The sequence below is a fragment of the Amycolatopsis jiangsuensis genome (genome assembly GCF_014204865.1).
Classification (GTDB): domain Bacteria; phylum Actinomycetota; class Actinomycetes; order Mycobacteriales; family Pseudonocardiaceae; genus Amycolatopsis; species Amycolatopsis jiangsuensis.
Genome location: NZ_JACHMG010000001.1, coordinates 7149743 through 7164441, shown reverse-complemented (window position 1 = coordinate 7164441; position 14699 = coordinate 7149743). Strand labels below are relative to the sequence as shown.

Sequence of the window (14699 nt, the reverse complement as noted above, 5' to 3'; positions counted from 1 at the left end):
GGAAGGACCAAGCCGCGCCAGCCAGTCCACAGAGGACACGAGCGCTCAGACGAGACCGAGCAGCAGGATCGGCGCGGTGGTCGGCTGGGGCGATCCGGTGGCCGGTTCGGCGGTCACCGCGATCCGGTCGGTGTCCGGCGGAAGCGCCGCGCTGACCGTCCCTTCGCTCGCGTGCACCAGACCCGCCGACTGCGAGCCGCGCGGGCCGATCAGCCACAGCTGGTAGGCCTGCCCGCCGGCGAGCTCCGGCAGGCGCTGGACCTCGACGGTCACCAGACCCATTCGCCGGGACAACGTCGCACCGGCGGCACCGCCGGCGCCGTCGGCGTGCACCGTCGTCGCGTCCGGCGCCGACCGGACGTCGGCGGGAGCGGCTACCTGCGTCGTGCCGGAATCGTTCTCCTGCATACCGATGCTGATGCCGCCGGCCAGCAATGCCGTCGCGGCGGCCACCGCCGCGATCCCGCCCCCGGCGCGCTTGCGCCAGGAACGCGGTCCGCGCTCGGCGAACGCCGGGGCGGCATCCACTTCGGGCGGGAGCTGCCGGGTCGCGGTGACCGCGGAGACCACCCGGGCACGAAGCCCGTCCGGCACCGGATCCGTGGCGGCAGCGCCCAGCACCGCCGCCGTCTCGCGGAATTCGGCGACCTCGTGCGCGCAGGTGAGACATTCGTCGAGGTGCCGGGCGAAGGCGGCGCGCTCGCGATCGGTGACCGCGTCCAGTACGTAAGCACCCGCGAGGGTGTGCAGGTCGGCGGTGCTCATGAGCGTGTTACCCCCGCGCCCCGCAGTCGGACCAGCCCAGCCGGCAGGCGGGTGGCAGTCGCCGTCCGTACACAGTCCACAGTAGACAGGACAGTGCCGGACACGTCGTCGTACGGGCGACACGACTCGAGAAGCCCGGCCCCCGACACTGGTTCGGAACGGACGCGGTCGATCGCCCGCGAACGCACGGCGGCGAGCGGGGTGGTGCGGGCGACGGGCATGCGGCTTTCCTTTTCCGGGCGACTGGTCACCGGTGATTCGGTGACCAGCGGATCCGGTATTGGTGCCGTCGCCCGATCCGTGATCCGCATCACCCGATCGGGGGTACTTGCACTTTCCACCCATCCACCCCGGCGGCGGCGCCGAATCACGGTCACCAAGCAGTTCCACAGTGGACTGCGAAGCCGCTTTGGAGGAGTGAACCCCCGTGAACAAGATCCGTGTCGCCGGTATCGGCCTCACCGCGGTCACCGCGATCGCCCTGTCCGCCTGCAGCAGCGGCGACGAGGCCTCGTCCGGTGACAGCTCCAGCAGCAGCGCGCCCGCCCCGTCGTCCTCGGCCCCGGCCTCCAGCAGCGCCGCCGGCGGCGACGGTGTGACCACCAACGCCGACGTGTTCGGACCGGCCTGCTCGAAGCTGCCGCAGGGCAACGAGCCGGGTTCGCTGGACTCGATGGGCCCGCAGCCGGTCGCCAGCGCCGCGTCGACGAACCCGCTGCTGACGAAGCTGGTCGCCGCGGTCAAGGCCACCAGCCTGGTCGACACCCTCAACAGCCAGCCCGCGATCACCGTGTTCGCCCCGGCCGACGCCGCCTTCGACGAGCTCGGCGACGCGAAGTTCAACGAGCTGGCCAAGGCCCCCGACCAGCTCGCGCCGATCCTGCAGTACCACGTCCTCGGCAAGCGCTACGACGCCAAGGGCCTGTCCGCCGCCGGTTCGGTGGACTCGCTCAACACCGCGGGCGGCCCGGTCAAGATCGAGGGCAGCGGCGAGAACATGACCGTCAACGGCGCGAAGGTCCTCTGCGGCAACATCCCCACCAAGAACGCCACGGTCTTCGTGATCGACAAGGTCCTCACCCCCGGCACCAACAAGTAATCCCTGCCCCGGGCCACCAACCTCCCCTTGCGGGTGGTCCGGCAGCCGGCGGGCGAGGTGGCTCCGCACTCATCCGGAGTCACCTCGCCCGCCTTCCACTGTCCACATCCGCTGCCCGCCGACTGCCTGCCTTCCGCAGTCCGCCGGCGGGCAGCACCCGGTCTGTCGGCGGGTAGCAGGGGATCCGCCTTCAGGGGACGCGACAGCGGCAGCGTCCCGCCGGTCGCCGGCATGCGTCCACGATGGTGGCGGCGACCGGCCCCTTTCCGCGCCGTCCCGGCGCCGGCGCTTTCAGCCGGCGAAGATCACCCGGTTGCCGTCCGGATCCGTCAGCGGCAGGATGCGCGCACCGCCGCCCGGCTGCGGCCCGTCGTGGGCGATGCCGGCCTCGCTGGCGTGTGCCGCGGCGGCGTCGAGATCGGTCTCCTCCAGCACCACCGTGCAGTGCCCGGCCCGTTCCGGCTCCGCCCACACCTGCAGGCCGAACGTCTCCCCCGGATACCACTCGAGCAGCCCCGCCATCGGCCGGGCGTCCGGCCCACGGCCGAAGAGCCGGGTGTACCAGTCTTCGGCCCGGCCGAGGTCGGTGACGGTGCTCTGTGCCAGTACCCGGCGGATCATCGGGAACCTCCTGAACGAGTGCGAAACCGTACCCGGTGAGGAAACCACCGATGGCCGTCGATTTCACCAGTTCGCGCGAAGACAGGCCCGGACGACGGGAATCCGGCCGGACAGTCTGAGGTACCAGACGGATCTCGCGCGGCGGCTCTGTGTTCTCCGGATCGCGTCGCCTTCAATGGCGGCATCGCAGACGGGAACAGGAGCAGACCGTGATGGCCGAGCAGGATGGCGCGCTCACCGTGGAGCGACGCTCCATCGACTTCGTCCCGGAAGCCGAGCGGCACGGCCGCGCCCGCGGGCTGTTCGCGGTGTGGTTCGCGGCCAACATGCAGGTCACCACGATGGTGACCGGGGCGTTGGGCGTGCTGCTGGGGCTTTCGCTGCCCTGGGCGGTGCTGGCGCTGGTGCTGGGCAACCTGGCCGGCGCGCTGCTGATGGCACTGCATTCCGCACAGGGGCCGAAGCTGGGCGTTCCACAGATGATCCAGAGCCGGGCGCAGTTCGGGTTCCACGGCGCGATACTGCCGCTGCTGCTGGTGATCGTCATGTACATCGGGTTCTTCGCGACCAGCGCGGTGCTCGGCGGGCAGGCGCTGGCCGGGGCGACCGGAATGAACACCGACCTCGCGATCGTGGTGGTGGCCGCGGTCTGCACGGTGCTGGCGGTCTTCGGTTACCGGCTGATCCACCGGGTGGACCGCTGGATCAGCCTGATCAGCGCGCTCGGGTTCGTCTACCTGACCGTGCGGCTGCTGCAGACCGGCCACGTCGCACAGGCCTGGCACGGCGGCGGGGCGGCACCGGGGACGTTCCTGCTGGTGGTCTCGGTCGCGGCGACCTGGCAGATCACTTTCGCACCCTACGTCGCCGACTACTCCCGCTACTTGCCCAAGGCGACCTCGGTCTCCGCGGCGTTCTGGTGGACCTACGCCGGTGCGGTGCTGGGCACCATCTGGATGATGCTCTTCGGCGCGGTGGCGGTCGCGGTCGCGGGGCAGGCGTTCGACGGCGGCTCCATCCAGTTCGTGGTCGATCTGGCGCCCGGCGCGCACGGGCTCTTCGCGGTGATCGTCATCCTCGGCATCATCGCGATCAACGTGCTGAACCTCTACGGCTGCTTCATGTCCACCGCGACCACGCTGACCGCGGTGCGCCGGCACGGGATCGGCCCGCGCGGCCGGATCGCCTACCTCGTCACGGCCGCGGTGGTGTCCACCGCGATCGCCATCGCCGGGCGCGGGAACTTCCTGGCCAACTACGAGAACTTCATCCTGTTCCTGGCCTACTTCCTGATCCCGTGGACCGCGATCAACCTCGTCGACTTCTACGCCGTGCGCAAGGAGCGCTACGACGTGTCCGCGCTCTTCGATCCGGACGGGCAGTACGGCCGGGTGAACTGGCGGGCGCTGCTGCCCTACCTGGCCGCGATCATCGTGGAAGTCCCCTTCATGAGCACCACGTTCTACACCGGGCCGATGGTCGCCCACGTCGGCGGCGCGGACATCTCGTGGATACTGGGCACGGTCGTGGCCGGTGGCCTGTACTACGTGGCCATGCGGTACTCGCCGGAGTTCCGTGGACTGTCCACGCGAGAAGAGGACACTGTCTGACCGCTTCGCCCGGCAGGGTCGGTACGCGTGAGAGACTCCGCGGAACTCGACGCGAAGGAGCGGACGGCGTGACCACTGTGGACACCCGCGCGCTGAACCGCGCGACCCTGGCAAGGCAGCTCCTGCTCGATCGCGGCGATCTGCCCGTCCACGACGCCATCGCGCACCTGTGCGGAGTGCAGGCGCAGGAACCGCAGGAGCCGTTCGTCGGGCTCTGGTCGCGGTTGCCCGCGTTCGACCCCGGCTCGCTCGACGACCTGCTCACCGGACGCCACGTCGTGCGGACGCATCTCATGCGCCGCACCGTGCACCTGCTGACCGCGGACGACGCGCTGGCGTGGCGGACCCGGCACGACGCGATGTTGCGCCAGCGGGTGCTCGGCACCTACCGGCGCGAGCTCGACGGCGTGGACCTCGAAGAGCTCGCCGCGGCGGGCCGGGCGGTGCTGGCGGACGGCGAACCCCGTTCGATGCCCGAGCTCGCCCGGGCGCTCGCCGGGCAGTGGCCCGCGCCGGGTACCCGCGCGCTGGGGGAAATGCTGGTGGCTGCTCTCATCCCGATGGTCCAGCTACCGCCGCGCGGGCTGTGGCGCACGAAGGCGGGGGCGCGGAACGTGCCGATGCGCACCTGGCTGGGCCGCGATCCCGGTCCCGCGGACGCCGCCGGTCCCGCCCTCGTCCGGCGTTACCTGGCCGCGTTCGGGCCCGCCGCGTCGGCCGACCTGCGGGCCTGGTGCGGGCTGGCCGGGCTGCCCGCCGCGGTGGCCGCGGTCCGCGAGGAACTGGTGAGCTTCCGCGACGAACGAGGCCGTGAACTGCTCGACCTGCCCGGCGCACCCCGGCCGGATCCGGAGACCCCGGCACCGGTGCGTTTCCTGCCCGCGTTCGACAACGCCATCCTGGGCTACCACGACCGGACCCGGATCATCGACGACGAGCACCGCGGCCTCTCGGTGGCCGGCGCGCGCGTGGTGCTGGTCGACGGCCGGGTCACCGCGACCTGGACGGTCGAGGAAGGCACCGTGTCCGTCGCCCCGCTGCGCCGCCTCTCCCGTGCCGAACGCGCCGAAGTCACCGCGGAAGGCCAGCACCTGGCGTCCTTCCTCTCCGACGGCGACCACGATCGCGCCCGGATCACCTGACATGCCGGCCTGACCGGCAGGCGAGAACGGCTCGGCGGGAGTGCCGGCGAACGTACCGACGACGTTGTGGATGGTGGCGAGCCCGGCCGGGTCCCGGCCCGCCTCGGCTGCGGCCCGGTCGATCACGACCCGGCCTTCGGCGAACGCGGCACCGCGCCAGTCCTGCGCCGAGGGGGCATCCACGACCCGGTGAGCGCCCTGATCAGCGTGATGCTCTCGGCCAGCAGCCGCACCGCTGCGCCCGGGGTACGGCGTTCGACGCCGAGCCGCACGATCTCGTCCCGGAAAGCCCCGGCGCCGGCGCCGAGCGCGATCCGGCCACCGACAGCGCCGACAGCGCACTGACCGTCCTGGCCAGCATGGGTGCGGGCCGGCACGGCAGGTTGTCACGGTGACCACGTCCAGTCCGGCACGGTCGGCGGCCTGCGCGTCGGCGATCAGCCGCGCGGGATCACCGGGCGTGACCTCCATCCCGTTGAACCCGGAATCCAGCCTTACACCGAAAATCGTCACTGGTCACCCCTGAGGAAGCCCGGCAGTGTGGTCACGACGACCGACGTACCGGGCTTCCCGCGCCGAGGAGCGTCAGACGATCCGCGCCGGCGCCTTGACCACCTTCTGCACCGCCGGGTTCCGCTCGATGCCGGCCTGCGCGCCGCCGCCGACACCGGAGTCGAACGCCGCGGTGATGATCAGGTTCCGTTCGGCAGGCGAGAGCACCCCGCCGTCGAGCAGCTCCTGCGTCACCGCCCGGACGTAGGCCACGAACTGGTCGTTCGACGCGTACGCCGACTCGTCGTCGATCACGTCGTTGATCGTGCAACCGTTGCCGGTGTCGCGGTTTTCGACCTGGCTGTCCGCGAGGCCGAGAACCACCGTCTCCCGGGTGTCGGAGTCCGGGCAGACGTCCGGGCCCGGCGGTGCCGCAACGATGGTGAACGCGCCGCCTTCCTCCGCCGAGACGTTGCCCGCCTTGTCGGTGGCGCGGTGGAGCACGGTGTGCTTGCCGAGCCCGGTCACCTTGACCGGGTCGGTGTAGACAGTCCACTCGCCACCGTCCACTTGGTACTCGACCTTGGCCACCCCGGACCCCGTGTCCATGGCCTCCACGGTGACGGTCGCTTCTTCGATGTAGGACCAGTTGGCGTCCAGGTCGCCGCTGACCGTCATGGCGACGGTCGGCGCGGTGCTGTCGTCCCCTTCGACCACGGTGAACGTCGCCGCTTCTTCCGTCGAAGCGTTGCCCGCCTTGTCCGTCGCCCGGTAATGAACCGTATGGGCACCCGCAGTGGACACGACGACCGGCTCCGCATACGCGGTCCACTCGCCCTCGTCCACCTTGTACTCGGTCTTGTCCACACCGGATTCGTCGTCGGCGGCCTTCACGGTCACGGTCGCTTTGCCGACATAGTTGCCGTCGGCGTCCTGGTTACCCGCGACCTCCGCGGTGACCGTCGGCGCGGTCGTGTCGCTGCTGACCACGGTGAAGTGCGCCATGCCCTCCTCGGAAGCGTTGCCCGCCTTGTCGGAGGCACGGTAGTGCAGCATGTGCATACCCGGCGCGGAAACCGCGACCGGATCCGCGTACGCGGTCCATTCGCCTTCGTCCAGCGCGTACTCCACCTTGTCCACGCCGGAATCGGCGTCGGTGGCGGTCAGCTTCACCGTGGCGGTGTCGAGGTAGTTGCCGTCGGCGTCCTGCTCCCCCGTCACCTCCGCGGTCACCGTCGGCGGAGTGTCGTCCCCGGGCTGCCCGGCCACGACGCTGAACGACGACATTCCTTCCTCGGAAGCGTTGCCCTCCTTGTCGGTCGCCTTGTAGTGCACCATGTGCGCGCCGACGGAATCGACGACGACCGGGGCGGAGTACGCGGTCCACTCGCCTTCGTCCAGTTTGTACTCGACTTTGTCCACTCCGGACTGACTGTCGGTGGCGTCCAGCTTCACGGTCGCGGAACCGACGTAGTTGCCGTCGGTGTCCTTGTTCCCGTCGACCGTCGCGGTCACCGTCGGCGGGGTGGTGTCCGAACCGCCACCGCCGTCGGTCACAATCAGTTCACCCTGCATCTGGGTGTGGCCCTGAACCGTGCAGTGGTAACGGTATTTGCCGGGGGTGAGCGTGACGGTCGCTTCGTGCTCGCCGCCCTGGTCGTCGTAGGGGTTGGCGAGGATGTTCAGGTCGACGTCGTGGTTGTACCCCTCGGTCGTGGTGTCGAAGGTGAGCGTGTGCGACATCGTCGAGCCGAGGGCTTCGGTGTTCTGGAACAGGATCAGCGTTTCGCCGGCCACCGCGGTGGTCGGCGCGGACAGGTAGTGGTCGGTGCTGTTGCCCGCGGTCCAGGTCAGAGTCTGGACCGGCGCGGCGGCGGCACTGCTCGAGGCCGCCGCGGAGCCCGGCAGCGTCAGGCCCAGCAGGGCGAGCGCTGCGGCCAGCACCGCCACGACGAGGGTTCTCGGGGACATCGCGGGGAAACCTTCCGTGCGAGGGACCGGCCGGGGACGGGCGGAGCGCCCGCCCCCGGCCGGGTTCCGGATTACAGCTGCCGCACCCGGATGTTGCGGAACTCCATCAGGTCGTTGTCACTGTGGTTCTGCAGGCCGATGTACCCGCTGACGAACTGCCGGAGATCGGTCGGCGGATCACCCGCGCGCGAGGAGGTCTGGCCCGGGGTGTTGTCGAACTCGTTGATCACCGCGCCGTTGCGGATCATCGTGAAGTGCTGCCCGACGACCTTGATCTCGTAGTCGTTCCAGGTCCCCTTCGGCCGCACGCCCGCCTGGTCCAGCGTGCGCGAGTCGAAGTTGTACACCGACCCGGTCTTCTGCGGTTCGCCGGTGGCCCCGTCGTAGATCTGGATCTCGTGTCCGCAGAAGATCGCGGCCCAGGCCGGATCGGTGCGTGCCGCGCCGACCGTGCCGCAGCTGCCCGGCGGACGCTGGTCCAATGGGGTCCGCAGGTCCGGGAACCGGATGAACACGCCGCTGTTCGCGCTGCCCTCCGGTGCCACGTCCTTGAACTGCAGCTTCACCGAGAAATCGCCGTACTGCCGGGCGGAGTACCACAGCATGCCCAGCCCACCGGACGGTTTCAGCGAGCCGTCCGGCTGCATGGCGAACTGCCCGGACGGCGCCTGTGTCCAGTTGCGGAACGACTCGGCCGTACCGTCGTAGATCGCGTCGTAGCCGGTGACCCCCTTGGTGCCGATCGGTGACGCGTCGGCCGCGGCGGTGATCTTGCCCGCTTCGTCGTCGCTCAGCACCCCGCGGTCACTCAGCCGGCCCACCGCCTGGTCGACCTGGTTGACGAAGCCGGCGTGGGAGGTCCACGTGCTTTCGTCGTCGATCAGGTCGTCGACGGTGCAACCACCACCCGCGTTCCGGTTCTGCACCCCGGTATCGGTGTCGCCGAGCGTCACTGTCGCACTGGGATCAGCGAGGAAGCAGCCGACGTTCACCGAGTTCCGCGTCGTGACCGTCTCACCATCGGCGTAGGTCACGGTCAGCTTCGCGGTGTAGAGCCCGGTATTCGCGTAGGTGTGCCGTGGATCGGCCTGTGTGGAAACCGTGCCGTCGCCGAAATCCCACTTGTAGGAGACGCCACCGGCCTTCGATCCGGTGAAGGCCGCGGTGAGCGGTTTGTTCTGCACCATGGCCGACGACACCGTCGCGGCCGGGGTGGGCCCTCCCCCGGTGTAGCTGATCTTCAGCAGCTTCTGGTTGCTGTCCAGGCTGAAGAAGCCGCTGCCGTAGTCGAGCACGTACAGTGCGCCGTCCGGACCGAACTTGGCGTCCATCCAGCTCTGCAGCTTCTCGTCCCCGCCACCGGAGGGAATGATCTGGCGCAGTGTTTCGGCGAACAACGGCGGATCCTGGTTCGCCACCCCTTCGGCGTCCACAGTGGCCGCGATGCGGTTCTGCCCGTTGCTCTCGTCACCGATGAACCACTTGTCGTTCCAGTACTCCGGCCACGCGACCCCGCTGTTGGCGTTCACCAGATCGCGGTGGTAGGTCGGTCCGTCCATCACCGCCTGGCCGCCACCCCGCAGGTACGGTTCGGTGTAGGTGGCGTCCGCCGCGTTGTAGGTCGGCACGGAACTGCCGGGACGGTTCGGGAACACCGGACCGCCGCCGTCGGGCGAGTACCAGATCATATTCTTCTTCACCGGCGGCAGGTTCACCAGACCGGTGTTGCGCGGCGAGGTGTTCACCGGGTTGTCGCAGTCGTACCAACCGGTGAGCACGGCCGCGTCGGTGCTGCTGCGATCGCGGTAGGGCTGCTTGTTGCCCATGCAGTACGGCCAGCCCTGGTTGCCCGCCTCGGTGATGATTGTCGCGGTCTCGTACTTTGCCGGCCCGAGTTCCGGGCTCGGCGAGGACGCGTCCGGGCCGACCCACGCGGCGTGCAGCCAGTTGGTCTTCTTGTCGATGTGCAGCCGGGAAATGTTGCGCACGCCCATCACGTAGATCTCCGGGAGGGTCTTGTCCCCCGGGTCCTTGTCCTCGGGGAACAGGTTCCCCTCCGGAATAGTGTAGGTGCCGTCGGCCTCCGGATGGATGCGCAGGATCTTGCCGGCCAGGTTGTTGGTGTTGCCCGCGGTACGGCGGGCATCCTGGAACGAAATGCCCTTGTAGTCCGCGGTCCAGTTGTTGCCGGAGTACCCGTTCGAACCCTCGGAGGAGTTGTTGTCACCGGAACCGATGTAGAGGTTGCCGTCCTTGTCGAAGTCCATGCCGCCGCCGGCGTGGCAGCAGCTGTGGATCTGCACCTCCCAGGACAGCAGGTCCTTACGGGTGGCCTGGTCCAGTGTCTGGTTCTTCAGGTCGTAGGTGAACCGCGAAACCGTGCGCCGCCCGACCTGCTTGTCCCGGTCGATCGAGTCGTGCGGCATCCAGTAGGCGTACATCCAGCCGTTTTCGCTGAACTTCGGGTCCAGGGTGAGACCGAGCAGGCCCTCCTCGTTCTTGACCAGCTCGTCCCCGCTGCCGCGATTGCCCATCACCTGCAACGTCGTCAGCAGCTTGGGCTTCTTCGTCACCGGGTCCCACTGGTGGATCGTGCCGCAGCCGAGGCCGACGTTCGGGTCGTCCCAGCTGACCACCGGACCGGTCGGGCAGGCCGCCTTGCCGATGTAGAAGACCTTGCCGTCCGGCGCGATGGTGAGCCCGTGCGGTTCACCGATCTGGTCCAGCTGGCCGGGCTGGTTCTTCCCGGTCAGCCGTTCCACCTTGTAGTTCGACGCGATGCCCGCCTTGCAGTCGCCGCGCACCATCCCGGTGGTCCACTTCAGCGCGCCGAGGATGTGCTGCCGGAACTCGGCCTCGCCGTAGCTGGCCTCAGTGCGGCCCATTCCGCTGTAGAACGAGCGGCCGCCGTCGTAGTCGCGGCACCAGGAGATCGGGTGGAACGGCCCGTTCGCCCCGGCGCCCGGGGTGTAACCGGCCTCCTCGACCTGCGCGACGGTGTGCACGGTGCCGACCGGGTTGACGTCCCAGTTGAGCCACCGGTCGGTGCGGACCCACTTCTGCGGCAGGCCGGCAGTGGCCGGGTTCAGCTTGTCGAGTACATCGACGGTGGCCTTCGCCGGATCGCCTTCCGGCGGTGGGGTGGACTGGTCGGTGTCCAGCCGGAAATCGGCCAGCTGCAGCAGCGGTTCCCCGGCGTTCGCGGTGATGTTCAGCCGGTAGTGGGCGTAGGCCTTGGCACCGGTGACCGGGAACGTGCGGGTCTGCTGGCGATCGGCGAACGTCTCGCCGGTCCGAGTGTCCAGGTCCGTCCACGTGGTGCCGTCGTCGGAACCCTGCAGGGTCCAGTCCTTCGGGTCACGGCCGGCGTAGTCGTTGCCGGAGACCAGGGTGTAGCTGTTCACCGTGATCGGCGCGGACATCTGGTAGGCGACCCACCCGGTCGGCTCCTTGCTCAGCCACTTGGTGCTCGGGTCGTTGTCGGCCAGCTTCTCCTTGGTCTCGTTCGGCGGGTTCTCGCCGCTCGCGGTGATCGCCTGCGGCGTCGGCCTGCTGCCCACCGGGCGCGCCCCGATCAGCCCGGAAAACCACTGCGAACCGTCCTGTGCCTTGGCCGCGTCGGACAGGCCGAGGAAACCGCCGCCGTCCTTCATGTAGTTCTGCAGCGACGTTTCCTGGTCCCGGTCGAGCTCGGTGCCCTGCGAGGAAAGGAAGACGACCCCGCGGTACTTGGCCAGCGTCGCCGGAGTGAACACCGCGGGGTCCGAAGAGGACGTCACGGTGATGCCGTTTGCCTGCCCCAGGCTCGCGATCGCGTCGGTGGCCCGCAGGACCGGGTCCTTCTGGTCCCCTGCGGCTCCGTGGAACACCAGGACGTTGATGGGGACGTTCGTCGCGGCTTCGGCGGCCGGCGTGACCACGAGCGGGAGTCCCGCGCCCACCACCGCCCCGGCCGCGAGGGCCGACAGCGACCTGCGGCGCAGGCCGAACCGGAAAGCACGTCGTCTCATCTGCTTCGCTCCTTCCTGGTGACGGGCGGCCTAGTGGTGCATGTGCGCGCTGGCTGCGGCATCGGTACTGCCCTCCGGTTTCGCGGTCGGATGGTGGTGGCCCTTGAAGTGGTCGATCGCGTCCTGCGCACCGGGCGGCATCCCGCCGTCGGCCTCGCGGACCAGGAACAGCCCGGACATGCCGTCGTCCGAGTGCTGCTGCACGTGGCAGTGGTACATCCACGCGCCCGGGCCGACGCCGGACCCGGCGATCACCTGGAAGCCGAAGGAGCACCCGGGATCGAGCGTCTTGTTGTCGACGATCGAGGCGTTGTCCGTCGCGCTGGTGAGCATGCCGGTGCGGGTGTCGGCCCAGCGGTGCGCGTGCAGGTGGAAGGTGTGCATCAGGTTGCCGTGCCCGATGCAGATGAACTCGACCCGCTCCCCCAGGTTCGCCTCGAAGATCGGGGTGTCCGGCGCCATCTGGTGGTTGATCCACATCTCGGTGAACACCACGGTGAACTGCTTGCTGGGCAGCAGATCGCCGCGTTTGCGCACGATCAGCCCGCCGTAGAGGCCCTTCATCAGGCCCGCGGTTCCGTGGTCACCGCCGAGCGCGTGGTCGTGGTAGTGCCAGTAGCCGGCGCTGCCGGGCATCCAGAAACCGTTGGCCGCCTGGCTCGCGGTCCGCGTTTTCCAGGTGTAGGTCTTGGTCTCGTACGGTTCGTTGAACGAGTTGTTGAGCGGCGAACCGTCCGAAGTGGTCTCGTAGTTGACCCCGTGCGGATGGATCGAGAGCCGCTGGTCGGTCCGGTTGACCAGCTCGATCACCAGCGTGTCGCCCTCGTAGCATTCCAGCAGCGGACCGGGGATGGTCGGCTTGCCGGGCTCCAGCCCGTACCCGACGCGGGTCGTGCCGGCCACCGTGTCGGCGTAAAGGGTGATGTTGCGGGCCTGTCCCGCGGCGGCGGCCGGCGTCGCACCGGCACCGGCCACCACGACCGGGGCCAGCACCCCTGCCGCGGTCCCCGCGAGCATCGATCTCCGGGACAGCCCGCTCTTGGTCTTCCTGTCCATAGTGGACCTTTCCGGTCAGAAACGGACGGTGTGCAGGTAGCGGAACCCGGCCTGCGCGGTGGCGAGCGGGTCGGTCGGCATGTCGTGCTCGACGATGTACTCGTGCAGGTTGGGCAGGGTGCTGCGGAAGATCCGCGGGAAGTCGATGACCCCGGCACCCGGGTCGACCATCTGCCCGTCGGCGGTGCGGTCCTTCACGTGGTACTGCGGCACGCGCGGGAAGTTCTGCCAGTACAGCTTGATCGGATCGGCCCCGCCCTCGACCGCCCAGAACAGGTCGATCTCCAGGTGCACGTACCGGCCGCTGGTGTTCGCGGCCAGCACGTCGTACGGGCGGACTCCGTCGATCGGCTCGAACTCGTGTGCGTGGTTGTGGTAGCCGAGCGGGATACCGGCCCGCCGGAAGGCCCGTCCGGCGTCCTCGAGCTGCCCGGCGAACTGCTTCCAGCCATCGATGGTGTCGAAGGCCGCGAACGGCACGTTCGCCCGGGTGTTGCCGAGGGTGCGTGCGTCGGCGATGGTCTGGTCCAGATCACCGTCGATGCCGACGTGCGTGGAGGTCGCCTTGATCCGGTATTTGTCCAGCAGACGGCGGAATTCCTTCGCCGTGCGCCCGTAGGTCCCGGCGAGTTCGACCTTGCGGTAGCCGATGTCGGCCAGCGCGGACAGGGTGCCCTCCAGGTCCGCCTCCAGCGCGGTACGCAGGGAGTAGAGCTGGATGCTGATCTTGTCGACCGGAACCCGCAGGTGGCCGTGCCCGAAACCGGCAGGCTGGGCCGCGGTCGTGGTCGCGGCGCCGGCCACGCCCGGCAGGGTCACCGCGGCACCGGCCGCCACCGCCGCCGTCGCGGCGCCACGGAGGATGGCACGCCGGGAGTGGAACTTCTCAGCTTCTTCACCGCACATGGAACCGCCCTCACTTCTGGTTGCTGAAAGCCGCGTCGAAGGCCGCCGACGGCTTGTCGAACAGGAGTTTCCGCAGGTAGGTCACCGCCTCGGCGGCGCCGCGGAGCCGGTCCATCCCGGCGTCCTCCCACTCCACCGAGACCGGACCGGCGTAGCCGATCGAGTTGAGTGCCCGGAAGCAGTCCTCCCAGGGCACGTCGCCGTGCCCGGTCGAGACGAAGTCCCAGCCACGCCGGGGATCGCCCCAGGGCAGGTGCGAGCCCAGCCGGCCGTTGCGCCCGTCGAACCGCTTGCGGGTGTCCTTGCAGTCCACGTGGTAGATCCGGTCGGCGAAATCGAGGATGAAGCCGACCGGATCGAGGTCCTGCCAGACGAAGTGCGACGGGTCCCAGTTCAGCCCGAAGGCCGCCCGGTTGCCCACGGCCTCGAGCGCGCGTTTCGTGGTCCAGTAGTCGTAGGCGATCTCCGACGGGTGCACCTCGTGTGCGAACCGCACGCCCACCTCGTCGAACACGTCGAGGATCGGGTTCCACCGGTCGGCGAAGTCCTGGTAGCCCTCGTCGATCACCGCCTGCGAGACCGGCGGGAACATCGCCACGTACTTCCAGGTCTTCGAACCGGTGAAGCCGATCACCGTCGACACCCCGAGTTTCGCCGCCGCCCGTGCGGTGTCGGCCATCTCCTGCGCGGCCCGCTGCCGGACGCCCTCGGGTTCACCGTCACCCCACACCCGGGAGGGGATGATGGCCTGGTGGCGTTCGTCGATGGGGTCGTCGCACACGGCCTGACCCACGAGGTGGTTGGAAATGGCCCAGACCTTCAGGCCGTGCTCTTCCAAAAGCCGCAGCCTGCCGGGCACGTAGTCCTTTTCGGACAGTGCGCGGTCGACCTCGAAGTGGTCGCCGGAGCAGGCGATCTCGAGGCCGTCATAGCCCCATTCGCCGGCGAGCTTGCACACCTCGGTGAACGGGAGATCCGCCCACTGCCCGGTGAACAGGGTGATCGGCCGGCTCACCGGGGCTCCTCG

11 protein-coding genes are annotated in these 14699 nt (G+C 69.3%); 3 read left to right on the top strand and 8 right to left on the bottom strand.

Annotation, left to right across the window (positions count from 1 at the left end; translation table 11 throughout):
* Positions 1-45 precede the first annotated feature (45 nt).
* Positions 46-765: an anti-sigma factor gene (locus tag BJY18_RS32405; RefSeq protein WP_184783668.1), complete on the bottom strand. Its 720-nt coding sequence runs from the start codon at positions 763-765 to the stop codon at positions 46-48.
* Between the two features lie 427 nt (positions 766-1192).
* Between BJY18_RS32405 and BJY18_RS32400 the strand changes: the two genes are divergently transcribed.
* A complete protein-coding gene (locus BJY18_RS32400; RefSeq protein WP_184783667.1) occupies positions 1193-1864 on the top strand; it encodes a fasciclin domain-containing protein in 672 nt (223 codons plus the stop codon).
* A gap of 291 nt (positions 1865-2155) precedes the next feature.
* Here the strand turns inward: BJY18_RS32400 and BJY18_RS32395 are convergent, their stop codons facing one another.
* Positions 2156-2485 carry a VOC family protein gene (locus BJY18_RS32395; RefSeq protein WP_184783666.1) on the bottom strand — a complete coding sequence of 110 codons (330 nt, stop codon included), beginning with the start codon at positions 2483-2485 and terminating at the stop codon, positions 2156-2158.
* A gap of 212 nt (positions 2486-2697) precedes the next feature.
* On the opposite strand from BJY18_RS32395, the gene BJY18_RS32390 reads away from it, so the two are divergent.
* Together BJY18_RS32390 and BJY18_RS32385 are read left to right on the top strand one after the other, a co-directional pair.
* The gene (locus BJY18_RS32390) at positions 2698-4095 is read left to right on the top strand and encodes a purine-cytosine permease family protein (protein WP_184783665.1); all 1398 of its coding nucleotides are present in this window, start codon (positions 2698-2700) and stop codon (positions 4093-4095) included.
* A gap of 68 nt (positions 4096-4163) precedes the next feature.
* Positions 4164-5237: a winged helix DNA-binding domain-containing protein gene (locus tag BJY18_RS32385; protein WP_184783664.1), complete on the top strand. Its 1074-nt coding sequence runs from the start codon at positions 4164-4166 to the stop codon at positions 5235-5237.
* Between the two features lie 122 nt (positions 5238-5359).
* Here BJY18_RS32385 and BJY18_RS32380 read toward each other — a convergent pair whose 3' ends face one another.
* The 6 genes from BJY18_RS32380 to BJY18_RS32355 all read right to left on the bottom strand — a co-directional run bounded on the left by BJY18_RS32380 (position 5360) and on the right by BJY18_RS32355 (position 14687).
* Positions 5360-5614, bottom strand: coding sequence for a hypothetical protein (locus BJY18_RS32380; RefSeq protein WP_184783663.1), 255 nt, complete (start codon positions 5612-5614; stop codon positions 5360-5362).
* A 208-nt stretch (positions 5615-5822) separates the two neighbouring features.
* Entirely contained in the window at positions 5823-7700 is a 1878-nt protein-coding gene (locus tag BJY18_RS32375; RefSeq protein WP_184783662.1) for an OmpL47-type beta-barrel domain-containing protein, read from the bottom strand.
* Positions 7701-7771: 71 nt separating this feature from the next.
* On the bottom strand, positions 7772-11710 hold the full coding sequence (locus BJY18_RS32370) for a ThuA domain-containing protein (protein WP_184783661.1): 3939 nt from the start codon (positions 11708-11710) through the stop codon (positions 7772-7774).
* A gap of 30 nt (positions 11711-11740) precedes the next feature.
* Positions 11741-12766 (bottom strand): multicopper oxidase domain-containing protein, encoded by a 1026-nt coding sequence (locus BJY18_RS32365; protein WP_184783660.1) that lies wholly within the window; start codon positions 12764-12766, stop codon positions 11741-11743.
* A gap of 15 nt (positions 12767-12781) precedes the next feature.
* The gene (locus tag BJY18_RS32360; RefSeq protein WP_184783659.1) at positions 12782-13672 is read right to left on the bottom strand and encodes a sugar phosphate isomerase/epimerase family protein; all 891 of its coding nucleotides are present in this window, start codon (positions 13670-13672) and stop codon (positions 12782-12784) included.
* Positions 13673-13682: 10 nt separating this feature from the next.
* Complete coding sequence (locus BJY18_RS32355; RefSeq protein ID WP_184783658.1) at positions 13683-14687, bottom strand: sugar phosphate isomerase/epimerase family protein; 1005 nt, start codon at positions 14685-14687, stop codon at positions 13683-13685.
* Positions 14688-14699: the final 12 nt, after the last annotated feature.

What these genes read in the sequence shown, in the direction of transcription:
- BJY18_RS32370 (WP_184783661.1), bottom strand. Translation starts at nt 11,710, where the DNA reads ATGAGACGACGTGCTTTCCGGTTCGGCCTGCGCCGCAGGTCGCTGTCG.
- BJY18_RS32395 (WP_184783666.1), bottom strand. Translation starts at nt 2,485, where the DNA reads ATGATCCGCCGGGTACTGGCACAGAGCACCGTCACCGACCTCGGCCGG.
- BJY18_RS32405 (WP_184783668.1), bottom strand. Translation starts at nt 765, where the DNA reads ATGAGCACCGCCGACCTGCACACCCTCGCGGGTGCTTACGTACTGGAC.
- BJY18_RS32375 (WP_184783662.1), bottom strand. Translation starts at nt 7,700, where the DNA reads ATGTCCCCGAGAACCCTCGTCGTGGCGGTGCTGGCCGCAGCGCTCGCC.
- BJY18_RS32390 (WP_184783665.1), top strand. Translation starts at nt 2,698, where the DNA reads ATGGCCGAGCAGGATGGCGCGCTCACCGTGGAGCGACGCTCCATCGAC.
- BJY18_RS32360 (WP_184783659.1), bottom strand. Translation starts at nt 13,672, where the DNA reads ATGTGCGGTGAAGAAGCTGAGAAGTTCCACTCCCGGCGTGCCATCCTC.
- BJY18_RS32365 (WP_184783660.1), bottom strand. Translation starts at nt 12,766, where the DNA reads ATGGACAGGAAGACCAAGAGCGGGCTGTCCCGGAGATCGATGCTCGCG.